Below are 24333 nucleotides of genomic sequence, written 5' to 3'. Positions count from 1 at the left end.
ATTATTAACCAAAAATTTTGTGAGTATTTAAGATGTCAAAAGTAGAATTTAACCCTGTCGATCACCCGCACCGCCGTTATAACCCATTAACAGGGCAGTGGGTTTTGGTTTCCCCTCATCGCGCTAAGCGCCCGTGGAGTGGGCAAGACGAGCAGCCTTCAACCGCTCAATTACCGAACTACGTAGATAACTGTTTCTTGTGCCCGACAAATGAGCGTATTTCTGATGATAAAAACCCAGACTACAAAGGGACATATGTATTTAGCAATGACTTTGCGGCGTTAATGCCTGATTCGCCTGATGCTCCTGAGTCGGAGAACCCGTTGTTTAAAACTCAAGGCGTACGAGGTTTAAGTCGTGTTATCTGCTTCTCTCCTGATCACAGTAAAACTCTGCCAGAGCTTAGCGTTCCTGAAATCCGCAATGTCGTTGATACCTGGAATGAACAAATTGAAGAGTTAGGTAAAGACTATCTTTGGGTTCAAGCATTCGAGAACAAGGGCGAAGCGATGGGCTGTTCACAGCCTCACCCACATGGACAAGTGTGGGCCAATAGCTTTTTACCCAATGAAATTGAACGCAAAGAAAAATTGTTAAAAGAATACTCCGAGCAGCAAGGGACAAATCTGCTTGTTGACTATGTTGAGTCAGAGATGAAAGACGGTTCACGTACCGTGGTTGAAACTGAGCACTGGATTGCGGTGGTTCCTTATTGGGCAGCGTGGCCATTTGAAACCATGCTACTGCCAAAAACACACATTCGCCGTATGAGTGAATTAACAGATGCTCAGCGTGATGACCTAGCATTAGCGATTAAAAAGCTCACCAGTCGCTACGACAATCTATTCCAGTGTTCTTTCCCGTACTCAATGGGTTGGCACTACGCGCCATTTTTCGAAGAGGGTACAGACATCGATCACTGGCAGCTGCACGCTATTTTCTATCCACCGCTTCTTCGTAGCGCATCGGTACGCAAGTTTATGGTTGGTTTTGAAATGCTTGCCGAAAGTCAGCGTGATTTAACCGCGGAGCAAGCGGCGCAGCGTCTACGTGATTTAAGCGATGTTCACTACCGAGCTGAATAGTTAAACATAAAGAATTTTTGTAATCGCCTGAAGACTTGGCGGTTTCACAACATGAATTATAAATTTAGAGAGACTGTCTATGCCTTGCCTAATCAAAGAAGTAAAAAACTCGTTTCAAAACGTATTGAATTACGCTCCGACTCATATCATCCAAGCGCCAGGGCGTGTCAATTTGATAGGGGAGCATACGGATTACAATGATGGATTCGTTCTGCCGTGTGCCATTAACTATCAAACAGTTGTGGCTGCAGCCAAACGTGAAGACAATATTGTTCGTGTTATTTCTGTTGATTATGGCGATGCACTTGATGAGTTTGATTTAACGGAAACAATAGATTTTCAGCAAGACAAAATGTGGGCGAACTACATTCGTGGTGTCGTGAAATGTTTGCGTGATCGCGGTTTTGAGTTTAGCGGCGCTGATATTTCAGTAAGCGGTAATGTTCCTCAAGGCGCGGGTTTAAGTTCATCGGCTGCGCTTGAGGTTGTGATTGGCCAAACGTTCAAAGTGCTTTACAACTTAGAGATCAGCCAAGCAGAAATTGCGTTGAATGGTCAGCAAGCTGAAAATGAATTCGTTGGTTGTAACTGCGGCATCATGGACCAAATGGTTTCAGCTGAAGGGCGCGAACATCATGCAATGCTATTGGATTGCCGTAGCCTAGAAACCCAAGCGGTTGCTATGCCAAAGGACATGTCTGTTGTCATCATTAATTCAAACAAGAAACGTGGTTTGGTTGATAGTGAATACAACACACGTCGCGAGCAGTGTGAAGAAGCAGCTAGAAACTTTGGTGTTAAAGCGTTGCGTGATGTAACCATTGAGCAATTCAATGCAAAAGTAAATGAACTAGATGAAACGGTAGCAAAACGTGCTCGCCACATCATTACCGAAAATGATCGCACGGTAGAAGCGGCAAAAGTACTCGCAGCGGGTGATATGAAGCGTATGGGTGTGCTGATGGCTGAATCACACGCTTCTATGCGTGATGACTTTGAAATCACAGTAAAAGAAATTGATCTGTTGGTTGAAATTGTTAAAGAAGTTATCGGTGAAGAAGGCGGCGTACGTATGACTGGCGGCGGTTTTGGAGGCTGTTTAGTTGCCCTTGTTCCACCTGCAAAAGTGGATGAAGTTAAAGCCGCAATAGAAGCGAAATACCAAGTTGAAACGGGCCTAAAAGAATCTGTCTACGTATGCCAAGCTAAAGATGGTGCTGGTCTGGTTGAGGCGAAGTAGGTTTATTATGACCCAGACGTTATCAACCACAATGACGCAAACGGTGGCCTTTGATGGTCACCCTGCGAAAGTTGTTGAACTCACCAATTCAAATGGCTTCTCTATCGTAGTGATGGATATCGGTGCGACTTGGCTTAGTTGCATGGTTCCAATCACTGATGAGCCGAACCGAGAAGTGTTACTCGGTGTGAAGACGATGGAAGACTTTCAACGTCAAGGAAGCTACTTAGGTGCAACGGTTGGGCGATACGCTAATCGAATCGCCAATGGTCAGTTTGAAATTGATGGTCAGTGGTATCAAGTTGACACCAATCAAGCTGGACACTGCTTACATGGTGGTGAGAACGGTTTTGATAAACGACGCTGGGATATTCTTGAGCAGAGTGAAAATTGTGTTGTGATGGGGCTTAAGTCTCCTGACGGTGACCAAGGGTTTCCTGGTAACTTAGCGGTTTTAGTCTCTTATCAAGTGACGGAAGAAAACCTAGTGACCATCCATTACCACGCAACGACAGACAAAGCGACGCCAGTGAACTTAACTAATCACGGTTACTTTAACTTGCTAGGCGCAGAGTCGGGTGAAGATTGTAAGCAGCACATCGTACAAATTCATGCCGATCAATATCTGCCTACTGATATGTACGGCATTCCGGTTGATCAGCCTATTTCAGTTATGAATACCAATTTCGATTTCCGCCTGCCGAAAACTATTGCACGCGACCTATTTAAAGATGATGAGCAAATCAGAGCTAAGGGATACGATCACAGCTATCTATTTGATTGCAGTTTGCAGGGCGTAGCGCCGGTTGCTCGTGTTATCTCACCTGATGAAAAAGTGCAATTGGATGTCTTTACCGATAAGCCCGCTATGCAGCTTTACAGCGGTAATTATTTAGCGGGAACGCCAAATCGAAGTGGTGGTGAATATGAGGATTACGCTGGCTTAGCGCTAGAAACTCAATTTTTACCAGATACACCAAACCACTCTGAGTGGGAGCAGCCAAGCTGTATCTTACGGCCAAATAGTGAGTATAAGTCTACAACGTGCTATCAGTTTACATCTCTAGGCTAGTAGTGCGTCGGGGGACGTATTGTTAGCTTAAAGGTGGTTTAAGTGAAAAGCCTTGTTGATACCTATTTTTATTCATAGAAAGTACTGTGAATAAATGAAGTATTAACAAGGCTTTTTTATCGGATAAATGATTCACTATTGGTTTAGCGCGTAGGTGCTTATTTTCCCACAGAGTCACGGCGCACTAACGTTGGAGAGAACACCATCGGTTCGTTTTCAACAGGCTCTTTTTTTGCCAGTGAAAGCGCTAGACGAGTCGCTTTTTCGGCCATCATTTGAATAGGGTAGCGTACTGTTGTCAGGCTCGGATGAGTGTAGCGAGCAATTAATCCATCATCGAAACCAATAATCGACATCTTTTCTGGTACTTGAATGCCATTTTCCATTGCGATAGAAAGTGCACCTGCAGCCATGTAATCGTTGTAGGCTACGACTGCCGATATATCTAGAGACTTGGTCAGCAGGTTTGTCATTGCGGTTTCACCGCCATCACTGTTTGGATCACCGTGTTCGATATAGCTTGTTGGTAAGCTAATATCATGATCTCTTAATGCCGCTAAGTAGCCTTTAACTCGCTGATCCGCATCTTCAATGTTATGGCTTGAGGCAATACAAGCGATCTTGGTATGACCGTGTCGAATCAAATACTCAGTGGCGAGGTATGCCCCTTTCTCGTTATCGAGTGAAATACACTGTGTAGCTAATTCAGGTATATGACGGTTGATAATAACGAAGCCATTAACTTCATTCGCGTAGTCGATGAGCTCTTGATCAGACAACGCTTTCGAGTGCACAACTAATGCATCGCAGCGATTATTTATTAACAATTCAATAGCCCGACGTTCGTCATCAGCATTATGGTAACCATTGCCAATTAGGATGTGCTTGTTGTCTTTGTGGGCTTCTGTATCCACGGCTTTTACTAACGTGCCAAAGAATGGGTCAGAGACATCACCGACCAATACACCAACGGTATTTGTGCTTTGGCTCACCAATGCTTTAGCTGCTGCATTGGGTCTATAGCCGAGCTTTTTCATTGCAGCACTGACAGACTCAACAGACTTTTTACTCGCTTTCGGTGATTTATTGATTACACGTGAAACGGTAGCTATTGAAACGCCCGCTTCTTTTGCAACATCCTTAATAGTGGCCATGGTCTACCTCATTTTTATCCTTCGCACATTTAACACCTTGAGTGTAAATAAGGCAATCATCGATTAAATTGACTTGTATAAATGCGATCTTTACCACTTGAAAATACGAAGATTACTGATAGTGTAAACGTTGTGTTTTTACTAAAATTTACTAAAGGTATTAATGATGGAAACGATCGCTTACGGTGACTTCGCTAAACTTGAGATTCGAGTTGGAAAAATAACGGAAGTGACCCGCCACCAAAATGCAGACAAGCTTTATATTGTACAAATAGACGTGGGTGAGAAAAGCTTACAGACAGTGACAAGTCTGGTTCCTTATTACACTGAAGAAGAGCTACTTGGTAAGCAGGTAGTGGTTTTGTGTAATCTTGCGAAAGCGAAAATGCGTGGTGAAACATCAGAATGTATGTTGCTTTGCGCAGAAACGGATGACGAGTCAGAGAGTGTTTTACTTGCACCTGAACGAGCAATGTCTGCAGGGGTTCGTATCGTTTAACGGCATTGAGATCAAAAGCTCAAAAGAAATCAGAGTAAAATGTCCGCCGTAAGCCTGCGGACATTCATTGGTGGCTACGAATTAGCGGACCGTCTCTAACAACGAGTCAATCGTTTGATGGTGAGAGGGCTCAACTCCGGCCACGTTGCCATACTTAGGTGAATCACGATCGTTTTCGAATGGGAAGTTCCAACCAACGGTATTTTCAATGAAGTGCTCGGCAAAGCTTTCGGAGACTTCGAGACAACCTGCTAATACGGTGTCGACGTAAGACTGCATGATTGGGCTTAATGTACAGGGTGGCTCTGGCTCATTTTTCACGTAAACCCAAATGACGGCGTCATCTTTGAGTATGGTTCCATTGGCACGTGAATAGTCTACGTCTACTTGTAGGGCACTGATCTTAATTCGGTGATAGCCGCGCTCGCGACGATCAAAATCAGTTAATGTGTGCTCATCAATCTTGAGCAGTACACCATTTACTTGCCCTTCACCTTCGTTAACAACCAGAGGTGAAAGCGTGTAGCTGTCATCAATCTTGCCCCAATATCTAACTAATCCGCGTACATTGACGGGGATAGTCGCGCCAGTTTGCCCTGTTAACTTCCTTGAGGCTGAATTCATTAAGCTGCCATAGCCAAATATATACATACATTTCCCTTCGTTATACATTGATCCTAGCGGTACACTAAAACTAACATTTCTTTTCTAATAAGGTCAAATATCATACGCACAGCGTGACGCTTTTGTGTCTTATTGACATGTGTTCGCCGTGTCATTATGACTGCTTGATGGTGTTATCTATTTGATATTTGGTTTTTTTTGTTTTGGCTCGAAAAATGCAGTCTAAGACTAGTTATCATTATTCGCACTTTGTTTCCTCGTTGGATTAGAAAGTGGTTTAGGAGTTGATTTGCTTAATATTACCGATAAAAAAGTTGAAGAAGCGATCCCCGCTTATTTACGTTTAGGTTTCCGTCCTTTCTTTTTACTAGGGAGCATTTACGCAGTGCTTGCCATTGCATTGTGGGTATGGATGTTTCAAACAGGCCAACCGGAAGCACTCAGTGTTCCTGCATTGTGGTGGCACGTGCATGAAATGTTGTTTGGTTTTGCAATGGCGATTGTCGTGGGGTTCGTATTAACCGCAGTTCAAAATTGGACTGGCATAAATGGTACAAAGCATCATCGGTTAGCGATATTAGTCTTGCTTTGGTTACTGCCTCGAATTCTATTTTGGACGCCTGCGCCGCTTTGGTTAGTGTCGAGTATTGAAGGGTTATTTTTAGCGTTTACAGCCTATGAGATAGCGACTCGCGTAGTCAAAGCCAAAGGGTGGAAAAACCTTTTCTTTATACCGCTGTTTATCTTGGCCATTGTCGCTAACTTTGCGAGTTACGCCACGATCAAGGGCCTCCCTCCATTTCCTTCGTCTGCGGTATGGCAGGCTATGCTGTGGTGGTTTGCTATTTTACTGTCTGTAATGGGTGGCCGTGTTATCCCGTTCTTTACTGCAAGGCGCTTTAATTTTGAAAAAGCGCAGCCGCTTGTTTGGCTAGACTGGGTGGCAAACCTTCCGTTGGTTGGTCTATTCATTCTTAGTTTTTTCCCAGTTACTTTCGCTCAACTAGGTCAGCCGTTAATGCTTATTGGTGGACTTGGTCAACTTGCCCGATTCATTCGCTGGAAGCCATGGTTAACGTTAAGCGAGCCACTTGTATGGTCACTGCATGCCGCGTACTTGTGCTTACCTTTAAGCTTGATTTTACGCGGTGTTTTACAAAACCCATTTGCGCATCATAATCTCATCCATTTGTTTGCTATTGGTGCGTTAGCTGGAGTGATTCTAGCGATGATCGCTCGTGTCACCATGGGGCATACTGGGCGCGCAATTTATCAAGGGCCTAATATGAGCATCGCCTTTATTTCTTTAGTATTGGCAGCGTTGATTCGTAGTTTAGGTGTAACCTTTTTCCCTGAGCACTTATTTATGATTGTTAATATTAGTGGCGGCTTATGGATTCTAGCGTTTGCAATGTATATCAGCTTCTTTGGCAAGATGCTGATCAGCCCAAGAGTTGATGGTCATCCTGGATAACAAGCCTGCTGTATAGGAAGTGATTCAGAAAAGCAAAGGCTTGGATAACTCTATCGATTAGAGCTTACCAAGCCTTTATTGTTTCTGTCGTTAAAGAATCAAACTTGCGAATAGTTGAGCTATCTTACTTTGATTTCGTTAACCAACTTGCGATAAGTTAACGACTTTTTTCTCAAGTTTTTCTTTCACATAATCAGCGATCGCTTGTTGTTGTTGCTCGTTGAGGTATAAACCTAACTTGGTTCTACGCCATAAAATGTCTTCTGCTGTGACAGCAAGCTCGTGTTCAATTAAGTAATCGAGTTCACGTTGATAGACACCATGTGCACCTTCTTTACCTAAAGCGAACTGGATTCCCAGATCAGCTTCATTAACGATGTTTTCTAATAGATTCCATGTATCTGTGCCAAATTGAGTCACATAACGAAGAATTAAAGCTTCTGATAGTAATGGATACTTAGTATGAATCGTATTAGCTAATTGCTCTCTGCTGCAACTGAAGTTTCCGCCCGGAAGCGTATTCGTTGCTGTCCACTCTTTGCCCATATTCGGTAAATAAGGGCTCAATTTTTTAAGCGCTGCTTCGCCAAGTTTTCGATAAGTCGTCAGCTTGCCACCGAATACAGAAAGCAGTGGGGCTTGGCTGTTTTTCGCTTCAAGTTCAAGAGTATAGTCTCGGGTGATCGCTTGTGGTGAGTCTGACTCATCATCACAAAGAGGTCTTACACCGCTGTATGTCCAGACGACGTCTTCACGTGATAGTTGATCGACAAAGTGTTGGTTAACAATATCGATTAAGTAATCGACTTCTTGTTCGGAAATTGAAACATCGCGCGGATCACCCTTGTATTCCATATCGGTAGTGCCAATGATCGAGAACTTATCAAGATAAGGAATTGCGAATACGATACGGTTATCTTTGTTTTGCAGAATATACGCTTGCGGTTCATTGTGAATACGAGGAACTACAATGTGCGATCCTTTGATCAAACGAATGTTGCGCGGCGATGTTTGTTCTAATCCGTCATCAAAGAACTGTTTTACCCATGGCCCAGCTGCGTTCACAAGTGCCTTGGCTTTGCGCTCAAAACGTTGGTCTGTTGTTACGTCATGAATAGTGACATGCCAAATGCCATCTACACGCTTGGCTGATTCTACTTTGCAGTAATTACGAACTTCTGCATTATTCTCTTTTGCAGCTAATACATTTAATAGTACCAATCGCGCATCATCAACCCAGCAGTCTGAATATTCAAAGCCTTTCTTCATTTCAGGTTTGAGCAAGCCCGACTCAGCCAAATTGACGGTTTTGCTAGCGGGAAGGGTAGTGCGACGACCTAGGTTGTCGTAAAGAAATAGACCACAGCGAATCATCCATGCAGGACGTAAAAATGGTCTGTGTGGCAGTCGAAAGCGCATAGGTAGCGCAACATGTGGCGCTTTTCTTAATATGACCTCTCGCTCAGCCAACGCTTCTGATACTAGACGGAACTCATAATGCTCAAGGTAACGTAAGCCACCATGGATTAATTTAGAACTGGCTGAGGAAGTGGCTGATGCAAAATCATTCGCTTCATATAGACCGACTGACAATCCACGCCCTGCTGCATCTGCGGCGATTCCTGCGCCATTAATCCCGCCACCAATAACGAGTAAGTCTAATGTTGTGGACGTGTTAACAGCTGTGGTTGTTTGTTGGATACTCATGTATTGGGCCTCTTCGTGAGCGAACGAGCATTTATGAACGTGAAACAATCGTAACTCAGCTTTCGTTTATGATCACTGTTTATTTTCGCTAATGCGCGTTTTGTGTGATTTGGACATAAAAAAACCTCTAGCAGATTTGCTAGAGGTTAGTAGAGAAGCGGACCGTGAAGGTGAATTATTAGGATCTAACCTTGAATTATTTCTAGTGGAATAGAGTGATTTTTCAAAATCTCAGAGATCTCTTTTGGAGGTTCTTGATCGGTAAATAGCATATGCAGTTGTGATACGTTTCCAAGCTTAACCATCGCATTTCGGCCAAATTTACTGTGGTCTACCGCAAGATAAACACTACGGCTATTTTCAATAATGGCTTGTTTAACTCGCACTTCATGGTAGTCAAAATCCAGCAGTGATCCATCGTAGTCGATACCGCTAACCCCAAGTATGCCAAAGTCTAAACGAAACTGTTTTACGAAATCGAGAGTAGCCTCTCCAACTATTCCGCCATCTCTAGTCCTGACTTCACCACCCGCGAGGATGACATTGAATTCAGGGTTGGGTAACAAGATGGTGGCGACGTTGATGTTGTTGGTTACGACTCTTAGGCGTTTGTGATTCTTATTGAGTGCTTTTGCTATGGCTTCAGGTGTCGTGCCTATGTCGATAAAGAGTGTTGCACCGTCGGGAATGTGCTTCACCAACTCTTCTGCAATGATATCCTTTTCATTGAAGTTCATGTTTTTTCGAGTGTTATAAGCTGTATTCTCAGAACTGAGTGGGATGGTTGCGCCGCCATGATAGCGTCGAATTTTGTTATCGTTTGCAAGCTCGTTCAGATCACGCCTAATCGTCTGAGGGCTTACATCAAACTGTTCTACAAGCTCTTCTGTGCTGACGTATCCATGCTTTTTTACCAGTTCAATGATCTGTTGGTGTCTTGGTATTTGCTTCATTAATCTTCCCTAGCCTCGATAGCGGGCGTTGATATGCAGCCACTCGAGATTTTATTTACAGTTATTGTGCGCTAGAGGAGTCGATCTTTGAAGAATAGATGCGTGATTATTTGGCTTAAAACGCAAAAAGAGCGCGTAACAGCGCTCTTTTTAATCTCAAAGCATGATTAATCTTCGGGATCGCGCAATTCTGCCCAGGTTTTCGCGCATTTTATTGCACGCTTCCAACCTTTATAGCGACGGTTGCGTTTCTCTTCGTCATGGTGGGGCTTGAAGCTTCTGTTGAGAACCGCTTTACCTTTTAGCTCATCAACGCTGCCCCAATAACCAACCGCTAAGCCAGCTAGGTAGGCGGCACCAAGCGCGGTTACTTCGGTTACCTCTGGACGGTGAACTTCTGTATCTAATACATCTGACTGGAACTGCATTAAGAAGTTGTTTGCTACAGCGCCACCGTCTACTCGCAATGCAGAGAGTTTAATTCCCGAGTCTGCTTGCATGGCATCGAGCACATCTCGGGTTTGATACGCGATACCTTCTAACGTAGCTCTAATAATGTGATTGGAATTTACGCCACGAGTGAGACCGACAATGGTGCCACGAGCATACGCATCCCAATAGGGGGCTCCTAATCCGGTAAAAGCGGGAACCACATAAACACCACCAGACGAGTCGACCTTTGTTGCGAAGTATTCTGAATCTTTAGCATCGGCTAACAATTTCATTTCATCACGTAGCCATTGAATGGAAGCGCCCCCCATGAATACCGCGCCCTCAAGCGCGTAGGCTGGTCCACCATTAGGTCCACAGGCTAAGGTCGTCAGCAGCCCATTTTGGGAACTGACTTTTTCTTCTCCGGTGTTCATAAGTAGGAAGCAACCGGTACCATACGTGTTTTTGGCTTGGCCCGCTTCAACGCACATGTGGCCATAAAGGGCAGCTTGTTGGTCTCCGGCAATACCTGATATAGGAATACGTGTACCGCCTTTTCCACCAATGTTGGTTTCGCCATAGATTTCAGAAGAGCGACGAACATCTGGCATCATTGATGCGGGAACCCCCATTTCTTTAAGAAGCGTTTCGTCCCACTTCAACTCATTGATGTCAAAAAGCATAGTGCGAGACGCGTTGGTGTAGTCGGTCACATGGACGCGACCTTGAGTCATTTTCCACACTAACCACGTATCTACGGTTCCGAATAGTAGTTTTCCTGCCTCCGCATCTTCTCGAGCGCCTTCGACGTTATCTAGAATCCATTTAATTTTTGTACCGGAAAAGTAGGGGTCAAGGATGAGTCCGGTAGTATCTTTTATGTATTGCTCGAGGCCACGACTTTGTAGCTCTTCACAAATACTAGCGGTTCGTCGGCATTGCCATACAATCGCGTTGTAGACAGGTTTTCCGGTCTCTTTATTCCAGACGATGGTGGTTTCACGCTGGTTAGTAATACCTATGGCCGCTATTTGATCACTACGTATGCTCGATTTCCCAAGAACTTCAACGAGTGTTGAACTTTGTGTTGCCCAGATCTCTAATGGGTCATGTTCAACCCATCCGCCTTGAGGATAAATTTGTGTAAATTCACGCTGTGAGACACTCACTATGTTGGCGTCATGATCGAGGATTACCGCACGAGAGCTGGTTGTTCCTTGGTCTAATGCGACAATATACTTCTGCTCAGTCATAGTAAGCCTCCTTGTTATTCTGCTATTAATATTTTAGTTGAAATTCTGGTAACGAAAATTATTGATAATGTTCGCTTAACGTATTTTTTGTCCATAAAAATACTGCAATTTGTCGACAGGAAATAGTGCCGCTATCTCAATATTGATAATCTTCGAGAACTACATATTGTGCATATTTGGATTAAAACGAAAACAAACGAACATCAAAAATGGGCGTTAGGACGTTTTAATTGTTAATTTAGTGCAATGTATTTGTGAATTAATGTGTTGATGGTTTAAATTGATTTCGTACGAACGTGATGTGTTCGAGGCGGGTAGGAAGAAAGTAGGCCGAATAAATAGGCGGTGGTCAAAGGAAACAAAAACAGCCTCAAAGGAGGCTGTTTATCAAACTAATTTAGGTAGAGTGCTAATTAGTTGTTGCTGTGAAGCTCAGAGTTAAGCTCAACCGCTGATTTGTTTGCAAGACATTCAATCTGACCCGTTACAGAGTTGCGACGGAACAGTAGGTCAGATACACCAGCAAGGTCGCGAGCTTTAATGATCTCGACTTCATTTCCTTCTTTATCTAGCATGCGAACTTTTGTGCCTGCCGTAACGTAAAGACCAGACTCAACCGTACAACGATCGCCCATCGGGAAACCAAGGCCAGCGTTTGCGCCAAGTAGGCAGTTTTCTCCGATAGAGATAACCATAGTACCGCCACCAGATAGTGTACCCATGATAGAAGCACCACCACCGATGTCTGAACCGTTACCGACTACAACACCTGCAGATACACGGCCTTCAACCATGCTGACACCTTTAGTACCTGCATTGAAGTTGATGAAACCTTCGTGCATAACCGTTGTGCCTTCACCCACGTGAGCGCCAAGGCGTACGCGTGAAGTGTCTGCGATACGAATACCCGTTGGTACGACGTAATCAACCATTTTCGGGAACTTATCTACGCAATCAACACTTAGAGCGCGACCTGCTAGGCGAGCTTCGATTTGACGCTCAGCCAATTCAGGAAGATCAATAGGGCCTTCGTTAGTCCATGCGATGTTGTGCAGTAGACCAAAAATACCGTCTAGTACTGTGCCGTGTGGCTGAACTAGGCGATTAGAAATAAGCTGTAGCTTTAGGAAGCCTTCAGCAACTGACTGAGGTTTTTCATCCGTTGCTAGAACAACAAGAACCAGTGGCTGCTCTGAAGAAACAGCTTTTTCAGCAAATGATGCATTAGCGATATCGCCACTTGCTGCGAATGCCGTTGCAAGTTCAACGCACTGTTTAGAAGAAACTTCAACAGCTTGATTACCTTGCTCGTAATCAGAGACAGCTGTAACAGCATTGATTAGTGCGTCACTTGGGTTTAGTACAGGGCTTGGGAAGAATGCTTCAATGATTTTTCCATCACGATTTTTTGTTGCTGTACCAAAGGCAATTGCAAAGTTAGCCATAGTTATCTCCATGCGTTTAATTGTTTGAACCAAGAATCAGCCTTAGCTCTAAATTTGATGTAGTCCATCATAGTGAGAGGTTTACTGAGTTGAAAGCCCTAAAGCAGAGAAAGTCTGTAAACCGATATGTCTTGTCTTATTGGAGATATGTTCGTCCAATAAGAAATATACCCGTCGTACTTGAAGGTGCAGCTTTGTTAACTGCAACTCCAATTATTTTGGGTATAGGTGTGAGTTGAGTTTGTTTTCAGATAAAAGAAAACCCGAAGCAGGACTTCGGGTTTTAATTAAGACTTTACTTATAACTGATTGGCGTGCGCTTTGCGCTATAGCTTTTAGCTTTATATGTTCTCTTTATAGAGAGTCCAACCATATCACCCGTTTGAGCGCGGGTGTTTTCCCTAATTATTGATCTTGTAGCTAGCTACACTCTTAATAATTAAGGAACCTAGCAATATTACTTGCTTAGGTCGTCAGCGTGCTCAGATAGGAACGCAGCAACACCTGTTGGTGAAGCGTCCATACCTGCTTTGCCTTCTTCCCATTGTGCAGGACAAACTTCACCATTCTTCTCGTGGAAGTTTAGTGCGTCAACCATGCGTAGCATTTCGTCGATGTTACGACCTAGAGGAAGATCGTTAACTACTTGGTGACGTACAAGGCCGTCTGTATCGATTAGGAAAGAACCACGGAAAGCAACGCCTGCTTCTGGGTGCTCAACATCGTATGCTTTACAGATTTCGTGCTTAACGTCAGCAACTAGTGGGTACTTAACTTGACCGATACCGCCATCTTCGATAGCAGTGTTACGCCATGCGTTGTGAGAGAATTGAGAATCGATTGAAACGCCGATTACTTCAACGCCTTTAGCTTGGAAATCAGCTAGACGGTTATCAAAAGCGATTAGCTCTGAAGGACAAACGAATGTGAAGTCTAGTGGGTAGAAGAATACAACTGCTTTTTTACCTTTAGTAAATTCAGCAAAGTTGAAGTTATCTACGATTTCACCGTTACCAAGAACTGCTGCAGCTGTAAAGTCAGGGGCTTGACGTCCTACTAGTACCATTTTGAATCTCCTAAAAAGTTGATGTCCAAACATCTTTGTTTGGGCTGTCGTTTCTACGCGACAAACTATAGTACAAAAGTTACTATAGAAAAAAGCGAATTAAATAGATTAAGTTAATCGAAAAAAGCGATGGAACTTGATCGATTGCCTCCCTCAATGAAACCCAAAAACTTATTGATTACATTATGAATAAATGGCCTAGCTTAAAGCAGTTACACTACCTTGTTACTTTGCACGAAACTCGTCACTTTAGTGATGCGGCGGACAAGTGTTTTGTTAGCCAATCGACACTGAGTAAAGGAATTCAAAATCTAGAAGAGCTTATCGGTTGTCCTTTATATGAAAAGAAAGACAAGAAAAGTCCTTTAGTCTTTACCCAAGCAGGGGAGCTGGTGGTAACGCATGGACGAGAGTTACTCGCCAAAGGGCAGGACTTAGTTGAGCTTGGTCATGTATGTCATGGTGATAAAATGCAAGGGCAACTAAAAGTAGGCTGTATTCCTACCATTGCGCCTTTCTTATTATGTGATTTGGTACAAGAGGCGAATAGAAGCTTTCCTCATCTTAATTTGCTATTAAGAGAAGACACTACAACGAACCTTTTGGCTGCTCTTCGTCATGGAGAGTTAGATGTACTTATTCTTGCATTGCCCGTCGATATTGATGGAATGCACAGTAAAATAGTAGGGCAAGATCCATTTAGAATGGTTATAAGTCGCAATCAAGCTGATGCTATTCGAGTTCCTATTCGCTACGATGATTTACCGGATGAATCGGTCTTCCTACTAGAGAAAGAGCACTGTTTAACAGAGCACGCCGTTTCTGCATGTAAGTTGACTGATAAAGAGAAGATAAACCCATTTAGCGCGACAAGCTTACATACCCTAGTTCAAATGGTGGCCAACGGTCTTGGCACTACCTTTATTCCACAAATGGCGATTGATCATGGGTTACTTGAAAACCAGAACTTAGTCGTCATTGATCCCCCTGGTCAACAAGCTTATCGCAATATTGGTTTAGTTTGGCGACCAAGTTCATCTCGAACGACGACATTTAATCAGTTAGCGGATGTAGTTTCTGAACTACTATAGAGTTTGGTCGTAGCTTCTTTTTTATCTGTCTCACATAAAAGCACACTGGTTTCAGTGTGCTTTTTAGCATTTTATGCTGCTGGTTAACTTTAACTTGTAAAATTTTACAGGCTTTTCTTTCTGAACCTTTCATAACATTGTAAAACTTCACAATGTAAATTTTACATATCAAACACTGCTCAGTGTTTAATTATCACTCACTTCGCTCTCGGTAAGCTTATATATCAAGGCTTATACTCCCATTAATGGTTTTCATACGCTTGTTTGAAATCAATTTTTGCACAAAACAAAGTGTAATTAAATTACGTAATAACTTACGTGTTTAGGGGGTGAATCAATCACTTGTTTCAAACGGAATAAAACTTTGAATTTAACTTTTTGTTAACTTTAGAGCTGTTGCTCTATGGTCGTTTGATGTAAGTTAAGTATGGAATCTACAAGGGAAGTTAAGACTTATGTCTAGTTTGCAGGGTCTTGAAAATTGTTTCTTAGTAGGTGAAGGTATAGACAAGAAACAACAAAATATAAGAAAACCAAAAAATAGTTAGGATGTCATTTTGTGGTTTTATAGTTACAAAAGTTGCGTTTGGTTACCTAGATAGCTTTATGCGGAATGAAGATAGTTCTAAGGAAGAGAGTTATGTTTGCACCAATTTCAGATAATACGATAGATAGTAAAACAACAGACAAAGCCCCAGAGCAACTTGAGGTTGTTGGTGACATTTCACCAGAACATCAAGATATATTCCCTGTTGGAGCCCAAGCCCTTTTATCTGAGTTGTGTGGGAAGTTCGCCAAGAGAGTTGATAATTTGCTTGTTGCTCGCCAACAGCGTCAGCAAAAAATCGACCAAGGCGAACTGCCCGACTTTCAAGAGGATACGCAAGATATCCGAGAAGGTAGCTGGAAAATACTTGGTATTCCCAACGACTTGCAAGATCGTCGAGTAGAGATTACGGGCCCAACCGATCGTAAGATGGTGATCAATGCCCTGAACGCTAACGTAAAAGTATTTATGGCTGACTTTGAAGATTCGATGTCACCTGCGTGGGGTAAAGTGCTTGATGGGCAAGTTAACCTACGTGATGCGATTAACGGCACGATTAGCTATACCAACCCAAACAATGGCAAGCATTACCAATTGACAGGGGATCCCGCAACACTGATCTGCCGAGTACGTGGTCTGCACTTGAAAGAGAAACACGTTACGTATAATCAAGAGGTTATTCCTGGCGCACTGTTCGATTTCGCACTGTATTTCTTTAATAACTACAAAACGTTATTAGCAAAAGGAAGTGGCCCTTATTTCTATATTCCAAAGCTTCAGTCTCATCACGAAGCGAAGTGGTGGAGCGACGTATTCCACTTTACAGAAGAGTATTTTGGTCTCGACACGGGAACCATCAAAGCCACGGTGCTAATTGAAACGCTACCCGCTGTGTTTGAGATGAATGAAATTCTGTTTGCTATGAAAGAACATATCGTTGGCCTGAACTGTGGCCGCTGGGATTACATCTTTAGCTATATCAAAACGCTCAAAAACCACCCTGATCGCATCTTGCCCGATAGACAAGTTGTGACCATGGAGAAGTCTTTCTTAAATGCTTATTCAAGATTGCTAGTGAGAACCTGTCATCAGCGAGGTGCTTTTGCAATGGGAGGGATGGCCGCCTTTATCCCAGCAAAAGATCCGGTCGCGAACCAACAAGTACTCGATAAGATCCAACACGATAAATCGCTTGAAGCGAATAATGGACACGATGGTACTTGGGTGGCGCATCCGGGCCTTGCTGATACAGCGCTAGAAGTATTCGATGCCAAGTTTGGTGGGCGTATCAATCAGCTAGATATTTCTCGAAGCGACGATGCACCTATTACCTCTAAAGAATTATTAGAGCCGTGTTCCGGTGAGCGAACCGAAAAAGGCATGCGTCATAACATCCGTGTTGCTTTGCAATACATTGAAGCTTGGATCTCAGGCAATGGCTGTGTCCCTATCTACGGAATGATGGAAGATGCGGCAACCGCTGAAATATCTCGTGCTTCAATATGGCAATGGATCAAACACGGTAAAGATTTAGATAACGGAAAAACGGTCACCAAAGCTTTGTTTGAACAATACCTGACTGAAGAAATTGAAGTAGTGAAGCAAGAGTTGGGAGAAGACAGACTCAGCAGTGGACGTTTTGATGAAGCCGCTAAGTTAATGGCCAAACTGACCACCAGTGATGAGCTGACCGATTTCTTAACAGTTCCAGGTTATGACTACTTGGACTAAGTAAAACTTGAACAAGATTAACTAGAAAAACCAATAACGTGAAATCAACCTTCAGACGCAGAATCGCTTACCGTAAAGATTAAGCACTGCTATGAAATGGAAGACCAATGCGCATGTCGTTCACCAGAGAGTAAACACTTACTTTCTAGGTAAATAGCGCACTACATAAGAGGGAAACACCATGACATTAACTCGACGCCAACAAATCGAAGCTCTAGAAAAAGACTGGGCAACTAATCCACGCTGGAACAATGTTAAGCGTACTTACACTGCGGAAGAGGTGGTTGATCTTCGTGGTTCAGTAGTCCCTGCTAATACGCTTGCACAACGCGGTGCGGATAAACTGTGGTCATTGGTCAATGGTGATTCCAAAAAAGGTTATGTGAACTGTTTAGGTGCATTGACTGGCGGACAAGCGGTTCAACAAGCGAAGGCGGGTATTGAAGCGATTTACCTATCAGGTTGGCAGGTAGCGGCAGACAACAATACTGCATCGACAATGTACCCAGACCAATCTCTTTATCCAGTAGATTCAGTGCCTTCAGTCGTTAAGCGTATAAACAACTCGTTCCGTCGTGCGGATCAAATTCAATGGGCAGCGGGAATAACACCACAAGATGAAGCTGGTCTTGATTACTTCCTACCAATCGTTGCTGATGCTGAAGCCGGTTTTGGCGGTGTATTGAACGCTTATGAGCTGATGAAAAACATGATTGAATCTGGTGCGGCGGGTGTTCACTTTGAAGACCAACTGGCATCAGTGAAAAAATGTGGCCACATGGGCGGAAAAGTACTGGTTCCGACACAAGAAGCGGTACAAAAACTAACGGCTGCTCGTCTGGCTGCTGATGTAGCGGGAACAACAACACTGGTTATTGCGCGTACCGATGCGAACGCTGCTGACCTGCTGACGTCGGATTGTGACCCGTATGATAGCGACTTTATCCAAGGTGAGCGCACTGCAGAAGGTTTCTACAAAGTAGATGCTGGTATCAACCAAGCGATCTCTCGCGGTCTAGCTTACGCACCGTATGCCGATTTAATCTGGTGTGAAACAGCAAAACCATGCTTGGAAGAAGCGCGTAAGTTTGCTGAAGCGATTCATGCAGAATACCCAGATCAACTGCTAGCGTATAACTGTTCACCGTCGTTTAACTGGGAGAAAAACCTAGATTCAGAAACGATTGCTAAGTTCCAACAAGAGCTTGCGGATATGGGTTACAAGTACCAATTCATCACGTTAGCAGGCATTCATAACATGTGGTACAACATGTTCGATTTGGCTCATGCTTACGCACAAGGTGAAGGCATGCGTCACTACGTTGAGAAAGTACAGCGCCCTGAGTTTGAAGCGGCAGATAAAGGCTATACCTTCGTGGCTCACCAACAAGAAGTAGGTACTGGTTACTTTGACCGTATGACCAATACGATTCAAGGCGGTAACTCGTCGGTGACAGCCCTAACTGGTTCAACGGAAGAAGAGCAGTTTAAATAACGAATAAAGTCGGTCTATAGACCAAACCCTAATCCACTATAAACGTCATTATAATAAAGAAGCAACACTATTTGAGCAGCCTAGGCTGCTCTTTTTTTTACGATTTGATAACGTACTTTTTTATGACTTGATAGCGAGTAGAGCACCAAAACTCACTAAACCTGCGCCACAGACTTGGTTGAGTCGTTTCTTCATTCTGTTTAAGCGTGTTTGAAGTGCCTTTGAAGTAAACAGAATCGCGACAATAGAAAACCATAGAGCGTGCAATGCCACCATGTAGAGTCCATAGAATAAGGCTGCTTGATTTTCAGCTGCATCGGGCGAGATTAATTGGCTGAATATACTCAAGAAAAATAACATTGTTTTAGGGTTTAATACATTGCACAAAAAGCCCTGTGCGAAATATCGATACGCGTTAATCTCTTTTTTGTTGTCATTTAGCGACTCTTGCTCAGAACTCGATGAGAATATTCCTTTCAATCCTAGGTAGATTAAATACGCTGCCCCTGCATATTTTACTAGGCTGAACATAAACGCATTCTGAGAGATTAAGTAACTGATCCCGAACATTGAATAACCGATGTGAACACAGATCGCTAAGCTCACTCCTATCGCCGTCCATATTCCGGCTTTTCTTCCTTGATTCACACTGTTCTTAAGTACCAGTACAAAGTCAGCCCCTGGGCTTATAACGATTAATACACCTAGTATAGCCAAGCTCAACATTTCCATAGGGTCTCCTAATTTGTCCAATCATGCGTAATGAGTAACTATTGTATGTGGATTTTATGCTGACTATAATCGAAATAACTTCTATAAATGTGTGAGAAAAAATCATAGATGAGGCATTTAAAAGCATTTCATGTTTTCAATACCGCCGCTTCTTCATCGAGCTATAGTGAGGCTGCTAGAAAGCTCAATATTACCCATGGAGCAGTGAGTAAGCAGATCAAGGTATTGGAAAGTCATCTATCTCAGGCTCTCTTTTATAAGCAAGGCCGCAATGTACGCCTAACGCAAGAGGGTGAACTGTTAAAAACGTATACAGAGCAGGCATTTCAAGCTTTGGATACAGGTGTGAGTAAGCTTGCCCAATTGAAAAATCAGTGCATTGAGGTCTCTTGTGAACCGACGCTAACCATGCGTTGGCTAATGCCTAGATTGTCTGAGTTTTATATGGCTTCTGGGGCTGATGTAAGGTTGTCGACGGCAGGAGGGCCTGTGACACTAGGGGAATCTGGGCTGTCGTTAGCTATACGCAGAGATGACTTTGAACACCTTCATGATTATAAAAAAACGACGTTGGTAGAGGAGTGGGTAGGCCCTGTTTTCTCGGCGGAATATTGGCATCAAGTAAAAGGTGACTTAGGAAAGATCAAACTTCTTCACAGCCAGACAAGACCTAAAGCGTGGGAAGGCTGGTCGTCTCAATACAGTGATTTATCGTTTTCAGAAAATCCCCACCAAACCTTTGCGCATTTCTATTTCTGTTTTCAGGCGGCGATGGATGGATTAGGTGCAGCGATAGGTTCGTACCCTCTTGTGATGGATGAGCTTAAAAGAGGGAATTTAGTTGCGCCATTTGGGTTTGTTTCATCTGGGCATAATTACATATTGCTCAGTCAAGACAGAGCGGCAGACGAATTAGAACAGAAGTTTGCTGATTGGCTACAAGAAAACTTGGGGCAATGCATCCCGACGAAAGAAGAAAGAACTGCATCGGCTCGCTTTAATTAGAGAGTAGCGCGGTAATCTCTAATTTAAAACACAACAATGCTGCCATCACTCGATGAAGAATATGGCAGCAAAGAGGTCTGAATCTATTCTACTTCTTCAGGTTCGGCTTCCTCTTGAAGTTCAAGTAAGTTAATCGCGATAGAAACGAAATCACTGTCAGTGATGATCCCGACAAGTTCGCTGTTTTCTACGATAGGTAGGCAGCCAACTTTATGCTTTTGCATATACTTAGCACTTTCCTTTAATCCTGCACACGGTGACACCGTCATGATACTGGTGTGCATCACATCATCCAGTGGTGTGGTTAGAGTGTAAGACTGATCGCTCGGTACTTTTTGTAAGCTCGATTCTTGCGCTGCTAGTACATCACGCTGAGTGATAATACCCAGTAGTTTTCTTTCTGCATCGACAACTGGAATATGGCGAATATCAAGCGCCTCCATCATGTTTTTTGCATCAGCCAGCGTATGAGAGCGTAACAGTGTATGAGGGTTACGGGTCATCATGTCTTCGACTTTAATCATATTCGCCTCCTGCTTATTAGCTGTACCTTATGACTATAGTTTTTTTTCCAGGATTTAGTTGGGATCTAGTTCGTTTTGCCGTGTATTTTTCTAAGAATCGGCGCTAACTTTGACCTAAGTTATTTTTGATGCATATAGCCTAAAAAATTTGCTATAGACGCGACAAAACTTGCTATTAAATCTAAGGAATCTATACTGTTCGGCTGCGAAAAAACCATCGCTGATAGCTTTGTTTTTTATTAATAGCTCAGCTTCTCAATGATGGTAAATGTTTTCGCTGACGGCTCTATTTATGAGCGCGGATTTTCACTAGATAAGACGATTAACATGCAAGTTTCTGATTTTCACTTTGAACTCCCTGATGAACTGATTGCTCGCTATCCAACAGCTGAGCGTACAGCAAGCCGCCTTCTGCATTTAGATGGCATGAATGGTGAACTTAATGACCGTTCATTTAAAGATGTACTCGATCTGGTTAAGCCAGGGGATTTGATGGTATTTAATAATACCCGAGTGATCCCAGCGCGCCTTTTTGGCCGTAAAGAATCGGGTGGTAAGTTAGAAGTACTTGTTGAGCGTATGCTGGATGAAAAAAGCATTCTTGCGCATGTTCGCTGCTCAAAATCACCTAAGCCAGGAACGAAATTGTTCCTTGGTGAAAACGATGAGTATCAAGCGGAAATGGTAGCTCGTCATGATGCGCTATTTGAAATCCAGTTTAACGATGAAAAGTCGGTACTCGATATATTGAACGATGTTGGCCACATGCCATTGCCGCCTTATATTGACCGCCCTGATGAAGATGCAGATAAAGAACGTTACCAAACGGTATACAACAAGAAGCCAGGTGCGGTAGCCGCGCCAACAGCGGGTCTGCACTTTGATGATGAGCTGCTTGCTCAGATTAAAGAGAAAGGCGTTGAGTTTGCTTACGTTACATTGCACGTTGGAGCGGGCACGTTCCAGCCAGTAAAAGTCGATAACATCAATGATCACCACATGCATGCAGAGTACGTAGAAGTACCGCAAGAAGTGGTTGATGCCATTGCTGAAACGAAAGCACGTGGTGGACGTATTATTGCTGTCGGTACTACCTCGGTTCGCTCATTAGAAAGCGCTGCGCAAGACGCTGTGAAAAAAGGCACTGACCTTGTTCCTTTCTTTGGCGATACTGAAATATTTATCTTCCCAGGCTACGAGTATCAACTCGTGGATTGCCTAGTGACTAATTTTCACCTGCCAGAGTCCACACTGATTATGCTAGTGAGTGCTTTTGCAGGTTATGACAACACCATGGCTGCGTATCAGCGCGCTGTAGAAGGTGAGTACCGCTTCTTTAGCTATGGCGATGCCATGTTCATCAACAAAAAGACAGCTTAGTGTCGTTTACGCGTCTATCACAGCGTCAAAAGTACTCATTTACTATCGTAAACTCCGTGCTTTTTTCTTGTGCTAAACACGTAAAACTTAACTAACCTTCCTTTTTACAAATTAAATTAACGAGTGCTAGCAGTAGGCTAGAGAAAGAGCTTAGCTCTTACTTCGCAAGGAACCGCGACCGCTCTCGTAGGGTGAAAGCCCATCAATAATAGTCAGACTGTTTTTCTGGCAAATTGGAGTTCTCGTGAGATTAAAGTACGAACTGAAAAAAACTAACGGTAACGCGCGTCGTGGCCAACTGCAATTCGAACGTGGCACGGTAGAAACACCTGCATTCATGCCTGTTGGTACCTACGGTACGGTTAAAGGTATGACACCGGAAGAAGTAAAAGACACGGGTGCTGAAATTCTTCTTGGTAACACGTTCCACCTTTGGTTACGTCCGGGTCAAGAGATCATGAAATTACACGGTGATTTGCATGACTTCATGAACTGGAAAGGTCCTATCCTGACTGATTCAGGCGGCTTCCAAGTATTCAGCCTTGGTAAGACTCGTAAAATTACTGAAGAAGGTGTTCACTTCCGTAGCCCAGTAAACGGCGACAAGGTCTTTATGGATGCAGAGAAATCAATGCAAATCCAATACGATCTTGGCTCTGATGTTGTGATGATTTTTGACGAATGTACGCCATACCCAGCAACACACGACGAAGCGCGAATCTCAATGGAGCGTTCAGTTCGTTGGGCAGACCGTAGCCGCAATGAATTTGATCGCCAAGAGAATCCAAATTCTCTGTTTGGTATCGTTCAAGGTGGTGTTTACGAAGATCTTCGTGACGTATCAGTAAAAGCACTGACTGACATCGGTTTTGATGGGTACGCTGTTGGTGGCTTAGCAGTAGGCGAACCAAAAGAAGATATGCACCGCGTTCTTGAGCATACCTGTCCTCAACTTCCTGAAGATAAGCCTCGTTACCTAATGGGTGTGGGCAAACCAGAAGACCTAGTTGAAGGCGTTCGTCGCGGAATTGACATGTTCGATTGTGTAATGCCTACGCGAAATGCACGTAACGGCCACCTATTTGTGACTGGAGGTGTGATCAAGATCCGTAATGCGAAACATAAAACCGATACAACACCACTAGATCCGCACTGTGACTGTTACACTTGCCAGAATTATTCAAAGTCATATTTACATCACCTAGACCGTTGTAACGAAATTCTAGGTGCGCGATTAAATACGATTCATAACTTGCGTTATTACCAACGTTTAATGGAAAGCATTCGCTTGGCGATTGATGAAGATCGATTTGATAGCTTTGTAGAAGAGTTTTACGCACGTCGTGATCGCTCTGCGCCGCCACTCGGTAACGAATAATTACAAAACCCTTTTGTTTTCAGCCTGAATACACTTGGTATAAGACTTGAAAATGAAGGGGTGATCCCCAATTACATTGAATTAACACAAAATATATATAGAGGACGTCTTAATGTTTATTTCTCAAGCTCACGCAGCAGCAGAAGGTGGACCAGCAGGTGGTGGTTTCGAAATGATTATCATGCTAGGTATGTTTGCAGTAATTTTTTACTTCATGATTTACCGCCCACAAGCTAAGCGTGTAAAAGAGCATAAGAATCTTATGGCTGCAATGGGCAAAGGTGATGAAGTTATTACTAGCGGTGGCCTAGTGGGTAAAATCACTAAAATCGCTGAAGATAACGACTACATCTCAATTGAGCTTAACGCGAACAATGAAGTTGTAATCAAGAAAGATTTTGTTACTGCTGTGCTACCTAAGGGTACACTGAAGTCTCTATAAAACA

The 24333-nt window shown here is 43.4% G+C and carries 21 protein-coding genes; 12 read left to right on the top strand and 9 right to left on the bottom strand.

What is annotated here, in order from left to right; genetic code table 11:
• Window positions 1-32 precede the first annotated feature (32 nt).
• The 3 genes from L4D20_RS07830 (at window position 33) to galM (ending at window position 3397) form a co-directional block, all read left to right on the top strand.
• A complete protein-coding gene (locus L4D20_RS07830) occupies window positions 33-1085 on the top strand; it encodes a UDP-glucose--hexose-1-phosphate uridylyltransferase (protein WP_428801020.1) in 1053 nt (350 codons plus the stop codon).
• Between the two features lie 79 nt (window positions 1086-1164).
• The gene (gene galK, locus L4D20_RS07825; RefSeq protein WP_428801019.1) at window positions 1165-2325 is read left to right on the top strand and encodes a galactokinase; all 1161 of its coding nucleotides are present in this window, start codon (window positions 1165-1167) and stop codon (window positions 2323-2325) included.
• Window positions 2326-2332: 7 nt separating this feature from the next.
• Window positions 2333-3397, top strand: coding sequence for a galactose-1-epimerase (gene galM, locus L4D20_RS07820; RefSeq protein ID WP_428801018.1), 1065 nt, complete (start codon window positions 2333-2335; stop codon window positions 3395-3397).
• Between the two features lie 158 nt (window positions 3398-3555).
• On the opposite strand, the gene L4D20_RS07815 is transcribed toward galM, so the two are convergent.
• Window positions 3556-4551 carry a substrate-binding domain-containing protein gene (locus L4D20_RS07815; protein WP_428801017.1) on the bottom strand — a complete coding sequence of 332 codons (996 nt, stop codon included), beginning with the start codon at window positions 4549-4551 and terminating at the stop codon, window positions 3556-3558.
• A gap of 166 nt (window positions 4552-4717) precedes the next feature.
• Between L4D20_RS07815 and L4D20_RS07810 the strand changes: the two genes are divergently transcribed.
• Window positions 4718-5050, top strand: a complete 333-nt coding sequence (locus L4D20_RS07810) for a tRNA-binding protein (protein ID WP_428801278.1) — start codon at window positions 4718-4720, stop codon at window positions 5048-5050.
• 81 nt (window positions 5051-5131) lie between these two features.
• On the opposite strand, the gene L4D20_RS07805 is transcribed toward L4D20_RS07810, so the two are convergent.
• Window positions 5132-5701, bottom strand: a complete 570-nt coding sequence (locus L4D20_RS07805; RefSeq protein WP_428801016.1) for a gamma-glutamylcyclotransferase family protein — start codon at window positions 5699-5701, stop codon at window positions 5132-5134.
• Window positions 5702-5963: 262 nt separating this feature from the next.
• On the opposite strand from L4D20_RS07805, the gene L4D20_RS07800 reads away from it, so the two are divergent.
• Window positions 5964-7148 carry an NnrS family protein gene (locus L4D20_RS07800; RefSeq protein WP_428801015.1) on the top strand — a complete coding sequence of 395 codons (1185 nt, stop codon included), beginning with the start codon at window positions 5964-5966 and terminating at the stop codon, window positions 7146-7148.
• A 138-nt stretch (window positions 7149-7286) separates the two neighbouring features.
• Here the strand turns inward: L4D20_RS07800 and glpD are convergent, their stop codons facing one another.
• The 5 genes from glpD to L4D20_RS07775 all read right to left on the bottom strand — a co-directional run bounded on the left by glpD (window position 7287) and on the right by L4D20_RS07775 (window position 14004).
• Window positions 7287-8855 (bottom strand): glycerol-3-phosphate dehydrogenase, encoded by a 1569-nt coding sequence (gene glpD, locus L4D20_RS07795; protein WP_428801014.1) that lies wholly within the window; start codon window positions 8853-8855, stop codon window positions 7287-7289.
• 185 nt (window positions 8856-9040) lie between these two features.
• Window positions 9041-9808, bottom strand: a complete 768-nt coding sequence (locus tag L4D20_RS07790; RefSeq protein ID WP_428801013.1) for a DeoR/GlpR family transcriptional regulator — start codon at window positions 9806-9808, stop codon at window positions 9041-9043.
• A 167-nt stretch (window positions 9809-9975) separates the two neighbouring features.
• Window positions 9976-11493 (bottom strand): glycerol kinase GlpK, encoded by a 1518-nt coding sequence (glpK, locus tag L4D20_RS07785; RefSeq protein WP_428801012.1) that lies wholly within the window; start codon window positions 11491-11493, stop codon window positions 9976-9978.
• 413 nt (window positions 11494-11906) lie between these two features.
• Complete coding sequence (gene dapD / locus L4D20_RS07780; RefSeq protein ID WP_428801011.1) at window positions 11907-12938, bottom strand: 2,3,4,5-tetrahydropyridine-2,6-dicarboxylate N-succinyltransferase; 1032 nt, start codon at window positions 12936-12938, stop codon at window positions 11907-11909.
• Window positions 12939-13395: 457 nt separating this feature from the next.
• Window positions 13396-14004, bottom strand: coding sequence for a peroxiredoxin C (locus L4D20_RS07775; RefSeq protein WP_428801010.1), 609 nt, complete (start codon window positions 14002-14004; stop codon window positions 13396-13398).
• 185 nt (window positions 14005-14189) lie between these two features.
• Between L4D20_RS07775 and L4D20_RS07770 the strand changes: the two genes are divergently transcribed.
• From L4D20_RS07770 to aceA, 3 genes are all read left to right on the top strand, one after another.
• Window positions 14190-15095, top strand: a complete 906-nt coding sequence (locus L4D20_RS07770) for a hydrogen peroxide-inducible genes activator (RefSeq protein ID WP_428801009.1) — start codon at window positions 14190-14192, stop codon at window positions 15093-15095.
• Window positions 15096-15735: 640 nt separating this feature from the next.
• Complete coding sequence (gene aceB / locus L4D20_RS07765) at window positions 15736-17373, top strand: malate synthase A (protein ID WP_428801008.1); 1638 nt, start codon at window positions 15736-15738, stop codon at window positions 17371-17373.
• Between the two features lie 181 nt (window positions 17374-17554).
• Window positions 17555-18868, top strand: a complete 1314-nt coding sequence (aceA, locus tag L4D20_RS07760) for an isocitrate lyase (RefSeq protein ID WP_428801007.1) — start codon at window positions 17555-17557, stop codon at window positions 18866-18868.
• Window positions 18869-18988: 120 nt separating this feature from the next.
• Here the strand turns inward: aceA and L4D20_RS07755 are convergent, their stop codons facing one another.
• The gene (locus tag L4D20_RS07755; RefSeq protein WP_428801006.1) at window positions 18989-19600 is read right to left on the bottom strand and encodes a LysE family translocator; all 612 of its coding nucleotides are present in this window, start codon (window positions 19598-19600) and stop codon (window positions 18989-18991) included.
• Window positions 19601-19708: 108 nt separating this feature from the next.
• Between L4D20_RS07755 and L4D20_RS07750 the strand changes: the two genes are divergently transcribed.
• Window positions 19709-20605, top strand: coding sequence for a LysR family transcriptional regulator (locus L4D20_RS07750; RefSeq protein ID WP_428801005.1), 897 nt, complete (start codon window positions 19709-19711; stop codon window positions 20603-20605).
• Between the two features lie 83 nt (window positions 20606-20688).
• Here the strand turns inward: L4D20_RS07750 and L4D20_RS07745 are convergent, their stop codons facing one another.
• Window positions 20689-21129: a CBS domain-containing protein gene (locus L4D20_RS07745; protein ID WP_428801004.1), complete on the bottom strand. Its 441-nt coding sequence runs from the start codon at window positions 21127-21129 to the stop codon at window positions 20689-20691.
• 327 nt (window positions 21130-21456) lie between these two features.
• Between L4D20_RS07745 and queA the strand changes: the two genes are divergently transcribed.
• The 3 genes from queA to yajC all read left to right on the top strand — a co-directional run bounded on the left by queA (window position 21457) and on the right by yajC (window position 24329).
• On the top strand, window positions 21457-22509 hold the full coding sequence (gene queA, locus L4D20_RS07740) for a tRNA preQ1(34) S-adenosylmethionine ribosyltransferase-isomerase QueA (RefSeq protein WP_428801277.1): 1053 nt from the start codon (window positions 21457-21459) through the stop codon (window positions 22507-22509).
• A gap of 244 nt (window positions 22510-22753) precedes the next feature.
• Window positions 22754-23887, top strand: coding sequence for a tRNA guanosine(34) transglycosylase Tgt (tgt, locus tag L4D20_RS07735; protein ID WP_428801003.1), 1134 nt, complete (start codon window positions 22754-22756; stop codon window positions 23885-23887).
• A gap of 112 nt (window positions 23888-23999) precedes the next feature.
• Window positions 24000-24329 (top strand): preprotein translocase subunit YajC, encoded by a 330-nt coding sequence (gene yajC, locus L4D20_RS07730; RefSeq protein WP_428801002.1) that lies wholly within the window; start codon window positions 24000-24002, stop codon window positions 24327-24329.
• The last annotated feature ends 4 nt before the right edge of the window (window positions 24330-24333 follow it).

This window comes from Vibrio kyushuensis (assembly GCF_050337325.1).
In the GTDB taxonomy this organism is placed as follows: domain Bacteria; phylum Pseudomonadota; class Gammaproteobacteria; order Enterobacterales; family Vibrionaceae; genus Vibrio; species Vibrio kyushuensis.
Note: the sequence above shows the minus strand (reverse complement) of the source record. Positions and strands in the feature narration are given on the sequence as shown.

Coding starts and splice junctions, on each gene's coding strand:
- L4D20_RS07830 (WP_428801020.1), top strand. CDS start 33: ATGTCAAAAGTAGAATTTAACCCTGTCGATCACCCGCACCGCCGTTAT.
- galK (WP_428801019.1), top strand. CDS start 1,165: ATGCCTTGCCTAATCAAAGAAGTAAAAAACTCGTTTCAAAACGTATTG.
- galM (WP_428801018.1), top strand. CDS start 2,333: ATGACCCAGACGTTATCAACCACAATGACGCAAACGGTGGCCTTTGAT.
- L4D20_RS07815 (WP_428801017.1), bottom strand. CDS start 4,551: ATGGCCACTATTAAGGATGTTGCAAAAGAAGCGGGCGTTTCAATAGCT.
- L4D20_RS07810 (WP_428801278.1), top strand. CDS start 4,718: ATGGAAACGATCGCTTACGGTGACTTCGCTAAACTTGAGATTCGAGTT.
- L4D20_RS07805 (WP_428801016.1), bottom strand. CDS start 5,701: ATGTATATATTTGGCTATGGCAGCTTAATGAATTCAGCCTCAAGGAAG.
- glpD (WP_428801014.1), bottom strand. CDS start 8,855: ATGAGTATCCAACAAACAACCACAGCTGTTAACACGTCCACAACATTA.
- L4D20_RS07790 (WP_428801013.1), bottom strand. CDS start 9,808: ATGAAGCAAATACCAAGACACCAACAGATCATTGAACTGGTAAAAAAG.
- glpK (WP_428801012.1), bottom strand. CDS start 11,493: ATGACTGAGCAGAAGTATATTGTCGCATTAGACCAAGGAACAACCAGC.
- dapD (WP_428801011.1), bottom strand. CDS start 12,938: ATGGCTAACTTTGCAATTGCCTTTGGTACAGCAACAAAAAATCGTGAT.
- L4D20_RS07775 (WP_428801010.1), bottom strand. CDS start 14,004: ATGGTACTAGTAGGACGTCAAGCCCCTGACTTTACAGCTGCAGCAGTT.
- L4D20_RS07770 (WP_428801009.1), top strand. CDS start 14,190: ATGAATAAATGGCCTAGCTTAAAGCAGTTACACTACCTTGTTACTTTG.
- aceB (WP_428801008.1), top strand. CDS start 15,736: ATGTTTGCACCAATTTCAGATAATACGATAGATAGTAAAACAACAGAC.
- aceA (WP_428801007.1), top strand. CDS start 17,555: ATGACATTAACTCGACGCCAACAAATCGAAGCTCTAGAAAAAGACTGG.
- L4D20_RS07755 (WP_428801006.1), bottom strand. CDS start 19,600: ATGGAAATGTTGAGCTTGGCTATACTAGGTGTATTAATCGTTATAAGC.
- L4D20_RS07750 (WP_428801005.1), top strand. CDS start 19,709: ATGAGGCATTTAAAAGCATTTCATGTTTTCAATACCGCCGCTTCTTCA.
- L4D20_RS07745 (WP_428801004.1), bottom strand. CDS start 21,129: ATGATTAAAGTCGAAGACATGATGACCCGTAACCCTCATACACTGTTA.
- queA (WP_428801277.1), top strand. CDS start 21,457: ATGCAAGTTTCTGATTTTCACTTTGAACTCCCTGATGAACTGATTGCT.
- yajC (WP_428801002.1), top strand. CDS start 24,000: ATGTTTATTTCTCAAGCTCACGCAGCAGCAGAAGGTGGACCAGCAGGT.